The organism is Nocardia sp. NPDC003726 (assembly GCF_053586955.1).
This window is the reverse complement of sequence record NZ_JBSFNF010000004.1, coordinates 240,044-257,901: the sequence shown is the minus strand read 5'-3', so window position 1 is coordinate 257,901 and position 17,858 is coordinate 240,044. Positions and strand designations below refer to the sequence as shown.

The following is a 17,858-nucleotide window of genomic DNA, read 5'->3' as shown; positions in this document are numbered from 1 at the left end:
TCTTCTGGCCGTTGCAGGTCGGCGCGCGCATGGTGCTGGCACGGCCGGATGGGCATCGCGACCCGGCGTACCTGGCGCGCGTCATCCGCGCCGAGGGCGTCACCGCCGCGCATTTCGTGCCGTCCATGCTGGCCGTCTTCGTCGCGGGCGAGTTCGACGTGCCGTCGCTGCGCGAGGTGTTCTGCTCCGGCGAGGCGCTGCCCGTCGGCGTCGCCCAGCGGATGCGCGAAACCGGTGCGCGGGTGCACAACGGCTACGGCCCCACGGAAGCCGCGGTGGAGGTGACCTTCCACGAAGTGCGCGACACCGACTTCGAGACCGTGCCGATGGGCGTGCCGATCTGGAACACCAGAACCTATGTGCTCGACGCGCGGCTGCGGCCGGTGCCCGCTGGTGTGCCGGGGGAGTTGTACCTCGCGGGCGTGCAACTGGCGCGCGGCTATCTGGGCCGCCCCGACCTCACCGGCGACCGGTTCGTCGCCGACCCGTTCGGCCCGCCCGGCGAACGGATGTACCGCACCGGCGACCTGGTGCGGTGGACCGCGACGGGCGAGCTGGAGTTCCTGGGTCGCAGCGACTTCCAGGTCAAGATCCGCGGCCTGCGCGTCGAACTCGGCGAGATCGAGTCGGTGCTGCTCGCGACGCCGGGCGTGACGCAGGCCGTCGTCCTGGTCCGCGACGATCGCGGCGTGGGCGAGCGCCTGGTCGCCTACGTGGTGACGGACGGGCCGGTCGATGTGACGGCGGTGCGTGACGCGGTGGCCCAGCGGCTTCCCGGCTATATGGTGCCGCGAGAGGTCGTGGTGCTGGACCGGTTCCCCGTGAACGCGTCCGGCAAGCTGGACCGATCGGCGCTGCCCGCGCCCACCGTCGCCGCCGCGGCGTTCGAGGAGCCGAGCGGGGAAGCGGAAAAGCTGGTCGCCGCCACGTTCTCGGCCCTGCTCGGCAGCTCCGAGGTCGGAGCGGACGACGATTTCTTCGCCCTGGGCGGCAACTCGCTCAGCGCCACCCAGCTCGCCGCCCGGCTGGGCAAGGCCACCGGGGCCGAGGTGGCGGTACGCACGATCTTCGACGCGCCGACGGTGCGGGCGCTGGCGCGGCGGATCACCGTCGACGCTCCGGCCGAGACCGGGCCCGTCGCGTTACCGCCGCTCACCCCGCAGGAGCGCGGCGGGTCCATCCCGCTGTCGATCGCCCAGCAGCGCATGTGGTTCCTGAACAGGTTCGACACCACCAGCGGCGCGTACAACATCCCGTTCGCGTTGCGCCTTACGGGAGCGCTGAACGTGCCCGCCCTGGAGGCGGCGATCGCCGACGTGATCGCCCGGCACGAAACCCTGCGCACGATCTACCCCGAACACGACGGCGGCGCGACGCAGCTGGTGCTCCCCGCCGGGACCAAGCTGGTCGAACTGGTCGCACGGCCGGTGCCCGCCGCGCAGGTGCCGGAAATCGTCGCCGCCGCGGCGCGAGCCGGGTTCGACGTGACCGCCGAGGTGCCGCTGCGCGTGCGGCTGCTGCGGGTGGAGGACGACGCGGCCGCAGGCGCACATCGAGTGCACGTCCTGCTGTTCGTCGTGCACCACATCGCCGCCGACGGGTGGTCGTTCGCGCCGCTCACCCGGGACCTGGCCAACGCTTACGTCGCGCGGTGCGCGGGCACGGCTCCGGCGCCGGGGGCGCTGCCGGTGCAGTACGCCGACTTCGCGATCTGGCAGCGCGCCGCGCTCGGCTCCGCCGACGATCCGGCTTCGGCGCTGGCAGGTCAGCTGGCCTACTGGACCGAGCGGCTGGCCGGGCTGCCCGACGTGCTGACGCTCCCGTCCGACCGGCCCCGCCCCGCGGTCGCCACCAACCGGGGCGGCGCGCTGACCGCACGGCTCGACGCCGCCCTGCACGAGCGGATCCAGGAACTCGCCGCCGCCCACCGCGCGACCCCGTTCATGGTGCTGCACACCGCGCTGGCCGTGCTGCTGAGCCGCTACGGCGCGGGCCGCGACGTCGTCATCGGCGCTCCGGTCGCCGGCCGCGGCGAGGAAGCGCTGGACGAGCTGGTCGGCATGTTCGTCAACACGCTGGTGCTGCGCACCGAGGTCGATCCGGGTGCGACCCTGGCCGAGTTGCTGGAGTCGGTGCGCGCGGCCGACCTGGCCGCCTTCGACCACGCCGCGGTGCCGTTCGAGCAGCTGGTCGAGGCGGTGAACCCGGTCCGCTCGCAGGCGCACGCCCCGCTGTATCAGGTCGCGCTGACCTTGCAGAACCAGACCGCGCCGGAGTTCCGGCTGCACCGGCTGGCCATCGCGGCGCTGGAGGTGGGCGCCGCGCCGATCCAGCTCGACCTGGACTGGACGCTGACCGACCGCTACACCGCCGACGGCGCGCCCGACGGCATCGACGTGCACCTGCACTACGCGCTCGACCTGTTCGACGAACCGACCGTCGCCGGGTTCATCGCCGCCTTCGAACGGGTATTGCGCGCCATGGCGCGCGACGCCCGCATCCCGGTCGGCGCGGTCGAGCTGATGTCGCCGGCCGAACGCGGCCTGCTGCTGTCGGATCGCAACGCCACCGCGCACCCGCTGCCCGCCGAGACGCTCGACGACCTGCTCACCGCCCGCGTCGCGGCCACGCCCGACCGCGTCGGCGTGCGCTACGAGAACGAAGCGGTGACCTACGCCGAGTTCGCCTCCCGCGTCAACCGCTTGGCCCGCAGGCTGATTCACGCCGGTGCCGGCCCGGAGGACATCGTCGGGCTGGCCGCGGCGCGCTCGATCGACATGCTCGTGGCGATGTACGCGATCGTGCGCGCGGGGGCGGCGTATCTGCCGATCGATCCGGCGCATCCGGCCGACCGCTCGGCGCAGGTCGTCGCGAGCGCGGCGCCGCGGCTGATCCTGACGGCCGGTGGGGCGAGGCTGCCCGCGCTCGACGGGGTGCCCGTGCTCGATCTCGCCGATCTCGACCTCGACGACATCGCCGACGGACCGGTGGCCGATGCCGAGCGGACGGCCGCGCTGCACCCGGACAACACCGCCTATGTGTTGTTCACCTCCGGCTCCACCGGACGGCCCAAGGGCGTCGCGGTCACCCACCGCGCGATCACCAACCAACTGCGCTGGCTGGAATTCCGCTACCAGGTCACCGCGTCCGACCGCATCCTGCAACGGGCCCCGCTGACCTTCGACGTGTCGGTGTGGGAGTGCTTCCTACCGATCGCGGTCGGCGCGCCGCTGGTGCTCGCAAGGCCCGGCGGGCACCTGGACCTGGCCTACTTCGCGGATCTGCTGCGCGAACACCGGATCACCATCGCGGAGTACGTGCCCTCGGTGCTGGCCGCGCTGCTCGGCGAGGGCATGGGCGACGCGCTGCGGTCGTTCCGGCACCTGCACTGCGGCGGCGAGGCGCTCACTCCGGACCTGCTCGCCGCGCTGCGCGGCAGTTTCGACGGCGCGGTGCACAACGCCTACGGTCCGACCGAGGCCGCGATCTCGGCGATCTACCACGAATTCACCGACGCCGACGCCGAATCCGGGCGGGACGTGGCCATCGGCCGCCCGTGTTGGAACACCAGGGCCTACGTGCTGGACGCCCGGCTGCGCCCGGTGCCGATCGGCGTCACCGGCGAGCTGTATCTCGCGGGTGACCAGTTGGCGCGCGGCTACCACGCCCGCCCAGGGCTGACCGCGCAACGATTCGTCGCCGATCCGTTCGGGGTGCCCGGCCGAATGATGTACCGGACCGGCGACCTGGCGCGCTGGAACCGCGACGGCGATCTGGTGTATCTGGGCCGCAACGACTTCCAGGTGAAGTTGCGCGGCCAGCGGATCGAGCTGGGCGAGATCGAGGCCGTCCTCGCCGCCGCGACCGGCGTGACCAACGCGGCGGTGCTCGTCACCCGCGACGGCGCGGGACAGGAATGTCTCGTCGGTTACGTCACCGGTGCGGGCCTGACGCCCGAGGCGGTGCTCGGCGCGGCGCGGGCCCAGCTGCCCGCCTACATGGTGCCCGCGCACATCGCCGTGCTCGACGAGATGCCGTTGACCACGGTGGGCAAACTCGATCGGTCGGCGCTGCCCGCCGTCGAGTTCACCGCCGCGACGGGGGCGTTCCGCGCGCCGCGGGAGGGGACCGAGGCGGTGCTCGCCACGCTGGTCACCGACCTGACCGGCGCGGAGCGGGTCGGCGCGGACGACGACTTCTTCGCCCGCGGCGGGAATTCGCTGCTGGCCATGCGGCTGATCGCGCGGGTCAACGCGGCTTTCGGGTGCGCGCTGACCGTGCGCGAGGTGTTCGAAACGCCGACCGTCGCCGGGCTGGCCTCGCGAGTGACGGGATCGGAACGGGTGGACGTCGACCGGCCCGCGCTCGTTCCGCGAGAGCGGCCCGAGCGCATCCCGTTGTCGCTGGCGCAGACCCGGATGTGGCTGCTGCACCGGCTCGATCCCGACTCGGCGGTCTACCACATCCCGATCACCATCCGGCTCACCGGCGCGTTGGACCTCGCGGCATTGCGCGCGGCCGTGCGCGACGTGATCGAGCGGCACGAATCGCTGCGCACCGTCTTCCCCGCGGATGCCGACGGGCCCGCCCAGGTCGTTCGCGGCGGCGCGGATGTGCCCGAACTGCCGTTGCCGCCGATCGAGGTGGACGAGCCGAACCTGCGGGAGGCGGTGCTCACGGCGATCGGCGCGAGTTTCGACCTGCGCAGCGCTGTTCCGGTGCGCGCGAGCCTGTTCCGCGTCGCTCCCGAAGATCATGTGCTTGCCGTGGTGGTGCACCACATCGCCGCCGACGGCGTCTCCACCGCGCCGCTGGCCCGCGACCTCATGACGGCCTACACCGCGCGCGTCGCGGGTGATGCGCCGTCGTGGCCGCCGCTGCCCGTGCAGTACGCCGACTTCACCCTTTGGCAGCGCGAGGCGCTCGGTTCCGCCGACGACCCGGATTCGCCGCTGTCGCGCCAGATCGCCTACTGGAGAGCCGAACTCGACGGACTCGCGCCGGTGCTGGAACTGCCCGCCGACCGTCCCCGCCCAGCGGTGGCCTCTGGGCGCGGCGCCACCGTCGAGTTCGCGATCCCCGCCGATCTCACCGGCTCGATCGCCGAACTCGCCCGTCGGCACGGCGTCTCGACGTTCATGGTGCTGCACGCGGCCTACGCCGCGCTGCTCGCCCGCCTCACCGGGGTCGGCGATGTCGCGATCGGCACTCCCGTCGCGGGCCGAGGCGAGGCCGAACTCGACGACCTCGTCGGCATGTTCGTCAACACCCTGGTGCTGCGCACGCCGATCGCGGCGGACGCGTCGTTCGCCGCGTTGCTCGGCCGGGTGCGCGAGGTCGACGTGCGGGCCTTCGCCCACGCCGACCTGCCGTTCGAGCGTCTGGTCGAGGAGCTGAACCCGGTGCGCTCGCAAGCGCATTCGCCGCTGGTGCAGACGTTGCTCACCTTCGAGCAGCACGACGACACCGTGCTGCGCCTGCCCGGTCTGACGGTGTCGGCCTATCCGCTGGACAACCGCGTCGCGCAGTTCGACTTGGCGGTGGAACTGACCGAACACCGCGTCGAGACCGGCTACGCGCTGCGCGGCGTGCTGCGATACGCCACGGACCTGTTCGACCGTGCCACCGTCGAGACGTTCGGGGCTCGTTTCACGCGCGTGCTGCGGGCCGCGGTGGCCGACCCGTCGGCGCGCGTCGGCGACCTCGAACTCATGGACGACGCCGAACGGGCGCTGGTGCTCGACCACTGGAACGACACCGCGGTCCCCGTCGACCCGGCCGCCACGCTGATCTCGCTGTTCGAAGCCCAGGTGGCCAGGACTCCGGACGCGCCGGCGGTGACGGTGGAGGGGCGCACCCTGTCCTACGCCGAGTTCGCGGCGCGGGCGCGGCGGCTGGCGCGCTGGCTGGCCGCCCATGGCGTCGGCCCGGACACGCCGGTCGCGCTCGGCATGCGACGGTCGCTGGACCTGGTGGTCGGCGTCTACGCGGTGATCGTCGCGGGCGGCGCGTACGTCCCGCTCGACCCCGACCATCCGGCCGAGCGGCTGGAGTACGTGCTGTCGACCGCCAGGCCGGTGTGTGTGCTCACCTCCGGCCTCGATCTGGACACGGGAGCGGCGCGGCAGGTCCGCATCGACCGGCTCGATCTGTCCCGCTACTGCGACGACCCGCTCACCGCCACCGACCGGCTCGGCACGCCCGCCCCCGGCCACACCGCGTATGTGATCTTCACCTCAGGATCGACCGGCCGCCCCAAAGGCGTGGCCGTCACCCACGCGGCGATCGTGAATCGCCTCACCTGGATGCAGTCGGCCTATCCGCTGGCCGCCGACGATGTGGTGCTGCAGAAGACCCCGGCCACCTTCGATGTCTCCGTCTGGGAATTTTTCTGGCCGTTGGCTTTCGGCGCACGCTTGGTGGTCGCACGTCCAGATGGGCATCGCGACCCGGCGTATCTGGCCCGGCTGATCGTCGGGCAACGCGTCACGATCGCGCACTTCGTACCCGCCATGCTGGCGGTTTTCCTGGCCGATCCGCACACAGAAAAGTGCATTACGCTGCGCAACGTCTTCGCATCGGGCGAGGCATTGCCCGCGGTCGCCGCGCAGCGGGCGCGAGAGGTGATCGGAGCGCGGGTGCACAACCTGTACGGCCCTACCGAGGCCGCCGTCGACGTCACCTATCACGAGGTGACCGATCGGGACGTGGTGTCCGTGCCGATCGGCAGGCCGGTGGCCAACACCCGCCTGCTGGTGCTGGACGCCCGGATGCGGCCGGTGCCCGTCGGCGTCGCGGGGGAGCTGTACCTCGCGGGCGCGCAACTGGCCCAGGGGTATGTGGCGCGCCCGGAGCTGACCGCCGACCGGTTCGTGGCCGATCCGTACGGGCCCGCCGGTGCGCGGATGTACCGCACGGGTGATCTGGTCCGCTGGACGGGCCGAGGGGAGCTGGAGTACCTGGGCCGGACGGACTTCCAGGTGAAGCTGCGCGGCCTGCGCATCGAGCCCGGCGAGGTGGAGTCGGCGCTGCTGGCGCTGGACGCGGTCGCGCAGGCGGTGGTGCTGGTCCGTTCCGACGGGCGGCTGGGCGATCGGCTCGTGGCCTACCTGGTGGCGTCGGACCGCCACGCGATCGACACCGATGACGTGCGCGCCGCGCTTAGCGCCGAGTTGCCCGCCTATATGGTGCCCACCTCGTTCGTGGTGCTCGAGCGGTTCCCGGTCAACGCGTCCGGCAAGCTGGACCGCGCGGCGCTGCCCGCACCGCAGGTCGCGACCGCTGGTTACCGGGCTCCGGCCACGCGCACCGAGGCGACCGTCGCGCGGATCGTCGCGGCGCTGCTGGGCGTCGAGCGGGTCGGAGCGGACGACGACTTCTTCGCCCTCGGCGGAAACTCCCTGATCGCGACCCAGGTCGCCGCCCGGCTCGGCGCCGAGCTGGACGCCGAGATCCCGGTGCGCCTGCTGTTCGAGGCGCCGACGGTGACCGCGCTGGCCGCGCGCGCCGAACGGCTCGCGGGGACCGGCGGCAAGCCCGCGCTCGCGCCGCGGCCGCGCCCGGAGCGCGTTCCGCTCTCGCCCGCGCAGCAGCGCATGTGGTTCCTCAACCGCTTCGATCCCGCCGAGACCGTGCACAACATAGCGGTGGTGGTGCGGCTCGCCGGCTACCTGGACCAGGACACCCTCGCCGCCGCCGTCGGCGACGTGGTCGCCAGGCACGAGACGCTGCGCACCGTCTACCCCGACCACGAGGGCATCGGCTACCAGCGCGTTCTCGACGTCGATCAGGTGCCCGCGATCCAAGCGCTGGAGGCCGGCGCGCTGCGCGAATTCGTCGCGGTCCCGTTCGACCCGACCGCCGAGGTGCCGCTGCGCATCGGCCTGGTGACGCGGTCGGATCGCGACCACCTGCTGGCCCTGGTGGTGCACCACATCGCGGCCGACGGCTTCTCGATGGGCCCGCTGGCCCGCGATCTCGCCGCCGCCTACGCGGCCCGCGCGACCCGCACCGCCCCGGACTGGACCGAACTCGACCTGCAGTACGCCGACTACGCGCTCTGGCAGCGCGAGGTGCTCGGCGCCGAGGACGACCCCGGCTCGGTGGCCGCGCGCCAGCTGGCGTACTGGCGCGAGACGCTGCGCGCACTGCCCGCCCAGCTCGACCTGCCCGCCGACCGACCGCGCCCCGCCGTCGCCTCGCACGCCGCGGCGAGCACCACCGTGGCGCTTCCGCCGGAAATCGGTGCAGGCATCGCCGACCTGGCCGCGCGCTACGAGGCCACACCGTTCATGGTCGTGCACGCCGCGCTGGCCACCCTGCTGGCCAGGCTGTCCGGCACGGCCGACATCGCGATCGGCGCGCCCGTCGCGGGCCGAGGCGACGCGGCGCTGGACGATCTGGTGGGCATGTTCGTCAACACGCTGGTGCTGCGCGCGGAGGTTCCCGGCTCGGACACCTTCGCCGCCGTGCTGCGCCGGGTGCGCGAACGCGACCTGGACGCCTTCGCCCACGCCGACGTGCCGTTCGAGCGCTTGGTCGAGGTGCTGGACCCGCCGCGCTCGCAGGCCAGGCACCCGCTGTTCCAGATCGCGCTGTTCTTCCAGAATCTCGCGCCGGTCACCCTGGACATGGCCGGTGTCACCGTGACCGAGCACGACATCGACTACGAGACCACGCCGTTCGACCTCCAGCTCACCGTCACCGGTGACGCGCTGCGCTTCACCTACGCCACCGACCTGTTCGACGCGGCCACCGTGGCGACCTTCGGCGCGCGCTTCACCCGCCTGCTCGGCGCGGTCGCCGCCGACCCGGAACAGCTGGTCGGCGACATCGATCTGTTCGGCGCGGGGGAACTGCATCGCGTGGTCACCGAGTGGAACGACTCCGCGCACACCGCGCTGGCCGACGAACTGCTGCTCGACGAGTTCGAGGCGCAGGCCGCCGCGACGCCGGACGACCCGGCGCTGGTGTTCGTGCCCGACAGCGCGACGTCTGCGGTCACCGTGACCTACGGCGAACTCGACCGGCGCGCCAACCGGCTGGCCCGCCACCTGATCGCGACGGGCGCCGGCCCGGAAACGCTGGTGGCGCTGGCGATCCGGCGCGCACCGGAGCTGGTGATCGCGATGTACGCGGTGCTCAAGGCGGGCGGCGCGTACGTGCCGATCGACCCGGATCACCCCGCCCAGCGCATCGCCCACATTCTCGGCACCGCCACGCCCGCGGCCGTGCTCACCACGACGGCCGACCGGATCGATGTCGGCGAATCCGTCGTCACCGTCCTGGTCGACGCCGTCGCCCTGGACGGCTACTCCGACGACCCGATCACCGCCGAGGAGCGTCGCGCGCCGATCCACCCGGACAACCCGGCGTACGTGATCTTCACCAGCGGCTCCACCGGGAAACCCAAGGGCGTCAGCGTGTCGCACGCCGCGATCGTCAACCAGATGACCTGGATGCAGGCGCGGTACGGGCTCACCGCCGAGGACGTGTACCTGCAGAAGACGGCGACCACCTTCGACGTGTCGCTGTGGGGCTACTTCCTGCCGCTGCGCGTCGGCGCCACCCTCGTGCTGGCCGCCCCCGACGGCCATCGCGACCCGGCCTACCTCGCCTCGGTGATCGGCGAAAGACGGGTCACCGTCACCGATTTCGTGCCGTCGATGCTGAGCGTCTTCGCCGGGTACGTCGCCTCCGCAGGGTGCGGCGCCGCGCTCGCGTCGCTGCGGACGGTGTTCCTGATCGGCGAGGCGCTGCCCGCCGAGACCGTGCGGGCATTCGGCGCGGTGAGCGCCGCGCGGCTGCACAACCTGTACGGACCCACCGAAGCGGCGGTGAGCATCACCCACCGCGACGTCACGGGCGACAGCGGCCACACCGCCGTGCCGATCGGCAATCCGGAATGGAACAGCCGGGTCTACGTGCTGGATTCGCGATTGCGCCCGACATTGCCCGGCGTGGCGGGAGAGCTGTACCTCGCGGGTGTCCAGCTCGCGCGCGGCTATCACGGCAGGCCGGACCTCACCGCGGAACGGTTCGTGGCCAACCCGTTCGGCGCGCCGGGCCGGCGGATGTACCGCACCGGCGACCTGGTGCGCTGGCAGATCCGGGGGAACACCGCCGAATTGGTGTACCTGGGCCGCACCGACTTCCAGGTGAAGTTCCGCGGCCAGCGCGTCGAGCTCGGCGAGATCGAGGCCGCGCTCGCGGCCGCGCCAGGGGTGGCGCAGGCGGCGGCACGGGTGGTCACCACCGTCACCGGCGAGGACCACCTGGTCGGTTACGTCACCGCCGAACCGGGAACGGTGGTTCCGGACGCCGAGGTGCTGCGTGCCGCCGCGCGCACGCTGCCGTCGTACATGCTCCCCTCGGCGTTGGTCACGCTGGACGCATTCCCGCTCAACGCCTCCGGCAAACTGGACCGGAAAGCGTTGCCGGACCCGGTCTTCGATCGCGTCGCCTATCTCGCCCCCGTCACCCTGGCCGAACGGCTGGTGGCCGAGGCATTCGAAACAGTGCTCGGCGCCGGGCCGATCGGTGTGGACGACCACTTCTTCGCCCTGGGCGGCAACTCGCTCAGCGCCACCCGCGTCGCGGCCAGGCTGGCCGACCGGCTCGGTCGCCGTGTCCCGGTGCGGCTGCTGTTCGAAGCGCCGACGGTGGGAACGCTGGCCGCGCTGCTCGGCGCGCAGGCCGCCGCGACCGAACAGGCGGTGCCCTTGGTGGCCGGTCCGCGACCGGACCGGATTCCGCTCGCGCCGGTCCAGCGCGGCATGTGGTTCCTCAACCGGCTCGATCCGGCGTCCGCCGCGCACAACATCCCGGTCGCGCTGCGCATCGAAGGGGAACTGAACGCCGACGCCATGATCGGCGCGTTCGCCGACGTCGTGGCCAGGCACGAGACCTTGCGCACGGTGTACCCGGCCGACGCTACCGGCGCGGGTCACCAGGTGATCCTGCCCGTGGACGCCGCGGCGGTGCGCTTGACGGTCGAGGCGCTGGACGGTCGCGCCGCCGAGGACCGGATCGCCGAATTCCTCGACGCGGGCTTCGACCTCACCGCCGCCGTTCCGGTGCGCGCGGCGCTGCTGCGGGAACACGCCACCAGTCACGTGCTCGTCGCGGTGGTGCACCACATCGCCGCCGACGGTTACTCGATGAGTCCGCTGCTGCGCGATCTGCTGACGGCCTATCTCTCCCGCGTGCTCGGCACGGAACCGGCCTGGCCCGCGCTCGCCGCCCAGTACGCCGACTACGCCCTGTGGCAGGCCGCCGAGCTGGAAAACACTGCCGCGCCCCAGCTCTCGTATTGGGCCGAGACGCTGCGCGATCTGCCGGGCGAGCTGGAACTGCCCACCGACCGTCCGCGTCCGGCGATCGCGAGCAAGCGCGGCGCGAACGTGCGGGCCAGGATCGGCGGCGGCGTCGCGGGGCGGGTGCGCGAGCTGGCGCTGCGCCACGAGGCGACGCCGTTCATGGTGGTGCACGCCGCCCTCGCCGTCCTGCTGTCGCGGCTGTCGGGCTCCGGCGACGTCCCGATCGGCACTCCGGTGGCCGGACGCGGCGCCGCGGCTCTGGACGACCTGGTCGGCATGTTCGTCAACACCGTGGTGCTGCGCGCCGACGTGCGCGCCGACGAGTCCTTCACCGAACTGCTCACCCGGATCAGGGCCGTCGACCTCGCGGCGTTCGAGCACGCGGGCGTGCCGTTCGATCGGGTGGTGGACTCGCTCGGCGTCGAGCGTTCCCCGGCGCGGCATCCGCTGTTCACCGTGGCGCTGAGCTACCCGAACGCGGCCGCGGACGCCTTCACCGTGCCCGGTCTCGACCTCACCGCCGTCGCATTCGACGAGCCGGTGGCCCGTTTCGACCTGCAATTCACCGTGTCCGCCGAGCCGGATGCCGACGGTCACCTCGCGGTCGAGCTGGACTACGCCACCGACCTGTTCGACGGCGCCACCGCGCGCGCTCTGCTGCGCCGGTTCGGCAGACTGCTCGGCGCGCTCACGGCGCGCCCGGACGCGCCGATCGCCGCCGCCGACCTGCTCGCGCCCGCCGAGCGCGCCGACCTGCTCGGCCGCGGCGGCGACGCGCCGGTGCCGCCGCGCACCCTGGCCGAACTGCTGGCCGCAGCGGTCGCGGTCGATCCGGGCGCGGTCGCGCTGGTCGCGGGCGAGCGGCAGCTGACCTACCGGATGCTGGACGAGCAGTCGTCGCGGCTGGCGCGCATGCTGATCGGGCACGGACTCGGCGCCGAGGACGTGGTGGCCGTCGCGGTGCCGCGCTCGATCACCTCCGTGCTCGCGGTGTGGGCGGTGGCCAAGACCGGCGCCGCGTTCGTCCCGGTCGACCCGACCTATCCGGCCGAGCGGATCGCGCACATGCTGACCGATTCCGGCGCCGCGCTCGGCCTGACGATCGCCACCTGCCGCGCGGCGCTGCCCAGCGACGTCGACTGGCTGGTGCTCGACGCCCCGTCCACCGCCGCGCGGATGCGCCGCAACAGCGGAGCGCCGATCACCGCCGCCGAACAGATCCGTCCCGTCCGGTGCGAGAACCCGGCCTGGATGATCTACACCTCCGGCTCGACCGGGACGCCCAAGGGCGTGGTCGCCACGCACACCGGCCTGGCCGGCGTCGCCCTCGCCCAGCGGGACCGGTACCTGGTCACCGCGGACGCGCGCGTGCTGCACGTGGCCTCGCCCAGCTTCGACGCGTCCATGCTGGAACTGCTGCTGGCCGTCTCCGCGGGGGCGGCGCTGGTGATCGCGCCTCCCGGTGTCTACGGCGGCGCGGAACTCACCGCGCTCATCCGCGATCAGCGGGTGACGCACGCGTTCCTCACCCCGGCCGTCCTGCCCACGCTCGACCCGGCCGAGCTGGACTGCCTGCGGCGGCTCACCGTCGGCGGCGAGTCCTACGGCCAGGACACGGTGCGCCGCTGGGCGCCCGGCCGGTCGTTCCACAACACCTACGGCCCGACCGAGACCACCGTCATCGCGACGATCAGCGCGGCGCTGCGGCCCGGCGATCCGCTCGATCTCGGCACGGCGATCCACGGCATGTCCGCCGTGGTGCTGGACGGCGGATTGCGACCCGTCCCGGTGGGCGTCACCGGGGAGCTGTATCTGCGCGGTCCCGGTCTTGCCCGCGGATATCATGCGCGGCCGGGGCTTTCGGCGTCCCGGTTCGTCGCCGATCCCTATGGTCCCGAGGGCGGGCGGCTGTATCGCACCGGAGATCTGGCGCGCTGGACCAGTTCCGGCGCCCTGCGCTATGTCGGGCGTTCCGACCACCAGGTGAAGGTGCGCGGCCTGCGCGTCGAACTCGGTGAGATCGACGCCGTGCTCGCGGCGCACGAGACGGTGCGCACGGCCGTCACGGTCGGACACACCGACGCTGCGGGCGCGGTGTCGCTGGTCGCCTATGTGGTTCCGGCGGAGGGTCACACGATCGACACCGCCGACCTGCTGGCGCATGCCGCCCGCTCGCTCGCCGGGTACATGGTGCCGAGCAGCGTGCTGGTGCTCGACGAGCTGCCCCTGACCCCGGTAGGCAAGCTGGACCGGAAAGCCCTGCCGCGACCCGAGTTCCGCGCCGCCGAGTTCCGCGCCCCCCGCACCGCGACCGAGCGGGCGGTGGCGCGGACGATCGCCGAGGTGCTCGGGCTCGACGGCGGCGTCGGGCTGGACGACGACTTCTTCGCCCGCGGCGGCAACTCGCTGACCGCCACCCAGGTGGCCGCACGGCTCGGTGACCGGCTCTCGGTCGCCGTCGGCGTCCGTGCGGTGTTCGAGCACTCGACGGTCGAAGCGCTGGCCCGCGCGCTGGACGGCTCCGGCGCCTCCGCCCGCGCCGCGCTCACCCGGCGCGCGGTGACCGGCCCCGTGCCGCTGTCGCTCGCCCAGCAGCGCATGTGGTTCCTCAACCGCCTCGATCGGCAGTCCACCGCCTACAACATCCCGCTGGCGGTGCGGCTGACCGGCGAACTGGACGTGGCGGCGCTGAACGCGGCGATCGGGGACGTGGTCGCCCGCCACGACGTGCTGCGCACCGTGTATCCGCTGCACGCGTCCGGCCCGGTGCAGGTCGTCCTGCCCGTCGCGGACTGCACGCCCGTGCTCGCGCCGATCGCGGTGCAGGCCGACGACCTGGCCGCGGCGGTGGCCGACTTCGTCGGCGGCGGCTTCGACGTCACCGAGACCGTCCCGGTCCGCGCCCGCTTGTTCGCTCCGGTCGACGGCGACGCGGCGGGCACCGAGCACGTGCTCGTGGTGGTGGTCCATCACATCGCCGCGGACGGCTCGTCGCTGGCGCCGTTGGCCCGCGATGTCATGACCGCCTACGCCGCACGCAAACGCGGCGTCGCCCCGGACTGGTCACCGCTTCCGGTGCAGTACACCGATTTCAGCGTGTGGCAGCGCGAATCACTCGGCGCGGAGGACGATCCCGATTCGCCGCTGGCGCGGCAGATCCGGTTCTGGACCGAGACGCTGGCCGGTTTGCCCGCGCAACTGAGCCTGCCCGCCGATCGGCCGCGCCCCGCCGTCGTCTCCACGCGCGGCAGGCATGTCGATTTCGCGATCGCGCCCGAGGTGCACACGCGCCTGGCCGATCTCGGCCGCGCCTGCGGTGCGACGCTGTTCATGGTGCTGCACGCGGCGTTCACGGTGCTGCTGGCTCGCCTGTCGGGCGCCTCGGACATCGCGGTGGGCACCCCGGTCGCCGGACGCGGCGCGGCCGAACTCGACGACGTGGTAGGCATGTTCGTCAACACGCTGGTGCTGCGCGCCCGCGTGGACGCGGGCGAGGACTTCACCGGCCTGCTCGCTCGCGTGCGCGCCGCCGACGTCGCGGCCTTCGCGCACGCCGACGTGCCGTTCGAGCGTCTGGTCGAGGTGCTCAACCCGGAGCGCTCCACCGCCCGCCACCCGCTGTTCCAGGTCGGCTTCTCCTTCCACAACCAGGCGGAGGCCGACTTCTCCCTGGACGGATTGACCGCCCACGCGGCCGATTTCGATTCCGAGGTCGCTCAGTTCGACCTGCACTTGATCGTCACCGATCGTTACGGCCCCGACGGAACTCCGGCGGGCATGGCGGCATCGATCACCTACGCCACCGCCCTGTTCGACGAGTCCACGGTGGCCGGTTTCGCCACTCGCCTGCACCGGCTGCTGGACGCGGTCTGCGCGGACCCGCGGCTGCCGGTCGGCGATCTCGCGCTGCTGGACCCGGCGGAGACCGAGCGCGTGCTGGTCACCTGGAACCGGGCCGAGCTCGCCTTCGCCCCGGCCACGCTGGTCACCGCGTTCGAGGAGCGGGCGGCCCGGTCGCCGGGGGCCGTCGCGATCGTCGACGACGACGTCACGGTCACCTACCAGGAGTTCGGCGCGCGGGTCAATCGCCTGGCGCGCGTCCTCATCGATCGCGGCATCGGCCCGGAAAAGCTGGTGGCGCTGGCCATTCCGCGCAGCGTAGACCTGCTCGTCGCGATGTACGCGGTGGTGACTGCCGGTGGCGCGTACGTGCCGCTGGATCCGGCGCATCCGCTGGAACGCACCGCGAGCGTGCTGGCCGCCGCCGCGCCGCAGCTGGTGCTCACCTCGGCGCGGGCGCCGATGCTGCCCGCGACGGCGTCGGAGCACAGTGTGGTGCTCGACATCTCGGCCGTCGCCGACACCGTGCCCGACGGCCCGGTGCGCGATGCCGAACGGATCGCCGCGCTCTCGCCCGCCGATACCGCCTACGTCATCTTCACTTCCGGTTCGACCGGCGCGCCGAAGGGCGTCGCGGTGCCGCACGCTGCGGTCGCGCACCAGCTGGACTGGATGCAGTCGGAGTACGCGCTCGGCCAGGACGACGCGGTGCTGGTGCTGACCTCCGCCGCCTTCGACCTGTCGGTGTGGGAGTACTGGTGGGCGCCGCGCACCGGAGCCCGGCTCGTGCTCGCGCCCCAGGACGCGCAGCGTGATCCGGCGGGGTTGCTCGATCTGGTGCGCCGCGCGTCGGTGACGACGCTGACGCTGGTGCCTTCGCTGCTGGCGATGCTGGCCGAAGCGCCCGGCGAGCGCCGCCTGCCGCGTTCGCTGCGCCGGCTGCTGGTCATCGGCGAGGCGTTGCCCGCCGCGACCCTGCGGCGGGCCGAGGCGCGCACCGCGGCCAGGATCGACAACCTCTACGGCCCCACCGAGGCCGCGGTGTCGGTGACCCGGTTCCGTACCGCCGCGGGCGTCCGGCAAGCGCTGGCACCCATCGGCACACCGCAATCCGGCAATCGGGTCTACGTCCTCGACGACCGTTTGCACCCGGTGCCCGCCGGGGTGACCGGCGAGCTGTATCTCGGCGGCGCGCAACTGGCTCGCGGCTACCACGGCGGCGCCGCGCTCACCGCGGAGCGGTTCGTGGCCGACCCGTTCGGACCGCAGGGCGCCCGCCTGTACCGCACCGGCGACATGGTGCGCTGGTCCGCCGACGGCAACCTCGAGTACGTCGAGCGGCGCGACTTCCAGGTGAAGATCCGGGGCTACCGCATCGAACTCGCCGAGATCGAGCACGCCATGCGCTCGCTGCCGGAGATCGGCGACGCGATCGTCGTCGCCTACGCCACCGACGGCGCGAACGCCGTGCTCGCAGGCTATTTCACCGCCGCGCAGCGGCTCGAGCCGAGCGCGTTGCGCGCCGCGCTGGCCGATGTCCTGCCCAGCTACATGGTGCCCGCCGCGCTGCGGCAATTGGAGACCTTGCCGCTCACCGCGAACGGCAAGGTCGACCGCGCCGCCCTGCCACGGCCCGAAACGCACGCCAGGGAATTCCGCGCCCCCGGTACCGACTTGGAGCGTGCCGTGTGCGCGGGCTTCGCCGAAGTGCTCGCCGCCGAGCGAGTCGGCCTGGACGACAACTTCTTCGAGCTCGGCGGCAACTCGCTGCTGGCCACCCGCTCGGCCGCCCGGCTGAGCGCGGCGCTCGGCGAACAGATCCCGGTGCTGTGGCTGTTCGCCGCGCCGACGCCCGCCCGCCTGATCGCCCAGCTGGAGCAGCACCGGTCCGGTCGCGGCCGGGTGGACGCGGCAGCCGCGTTCGACGTCGTGCTTCCGCTGCGGACCGGCGGCGCGCGCGAACCGCTGTTCTGCATCCATCCGGCAGGCGGTGTCGCGTGGTCGTTCGCGGGTCTCGCGGCGCACTTGGAGCAGGACCGCGACGTGTACGGCATCCAGTCGCCGGTGCTGAACTCGGCGGCGGCGCTGCCGGAATCCATCGACGACTGGGCGAGCCGCTACGTGCGCGAGATCCGCGCCGTGCAGCCCGATGGCCCGTATCACCTGCTCGGCTGGTCGCTCGGCGGCGTACTCGCGCACGCGGTCGCGGTGCGGCTGCAAGAGCAGGGTCAGCGGGTCGCGGTGCTGGCCATGATGGACAGCTCGCTGCGCGTCCCCATGGACACGGCAGCGGCATTGCCGCTCGCCGACCTGCTCGGCGGGTTGCTCGGCGAAGCGGCCGACGACCAGGACGCCGAACTCGACCTGCCCCGCTTGGCCCGCAGGATCGCCGACCTGCCCGAGCCGTTCGCCTCCTTCGGCGCCGACCGCCTCGACCGTGTGCTCGGCGCGGGCGCCAGGTCACTCGAGTTGATCCGGCGCTACCGCCCCCGCCCCTACAAGGGCAACCTCGTGTACTTCACCGCCGCGCTGGACGATCCCACCGGCGCCGCGGGCGCGGCGAGCTGGGCGGACGCCGTGGACGGCACCGTGCACAACCACGCGGTGCACGCCTCGCACTGGCGGATGACCTCCGAATCCGCGCTGGCGCGCATCGGCCACGTCCTCACCGCCGCGCTGGCCGACACCGACCGCCCCTAG

Annotated in this window: 1 protein-coding gene (cut by a window edge); it reads left to right on the top strand. The window is 72.9% G+C overall.

Translation table 11 applies throughout. The features are described from left to right. Window positions 1–17,858 carry the 3' portion of a non-ribosomal peptide synthase/polyketide synthase gene (locus ACWDMM_RS07655; RefSeq protein ID WP_449936570.1) on the top strand. Its footprint begins 7,477 nt before the window's first position, so 17,858 of the gene's 25,335 nt are visible here — the last part of the coding sequence; its start codon lies beyond the left edge, outside the window; it ends in the stop codon at window positions 17,856–17,858.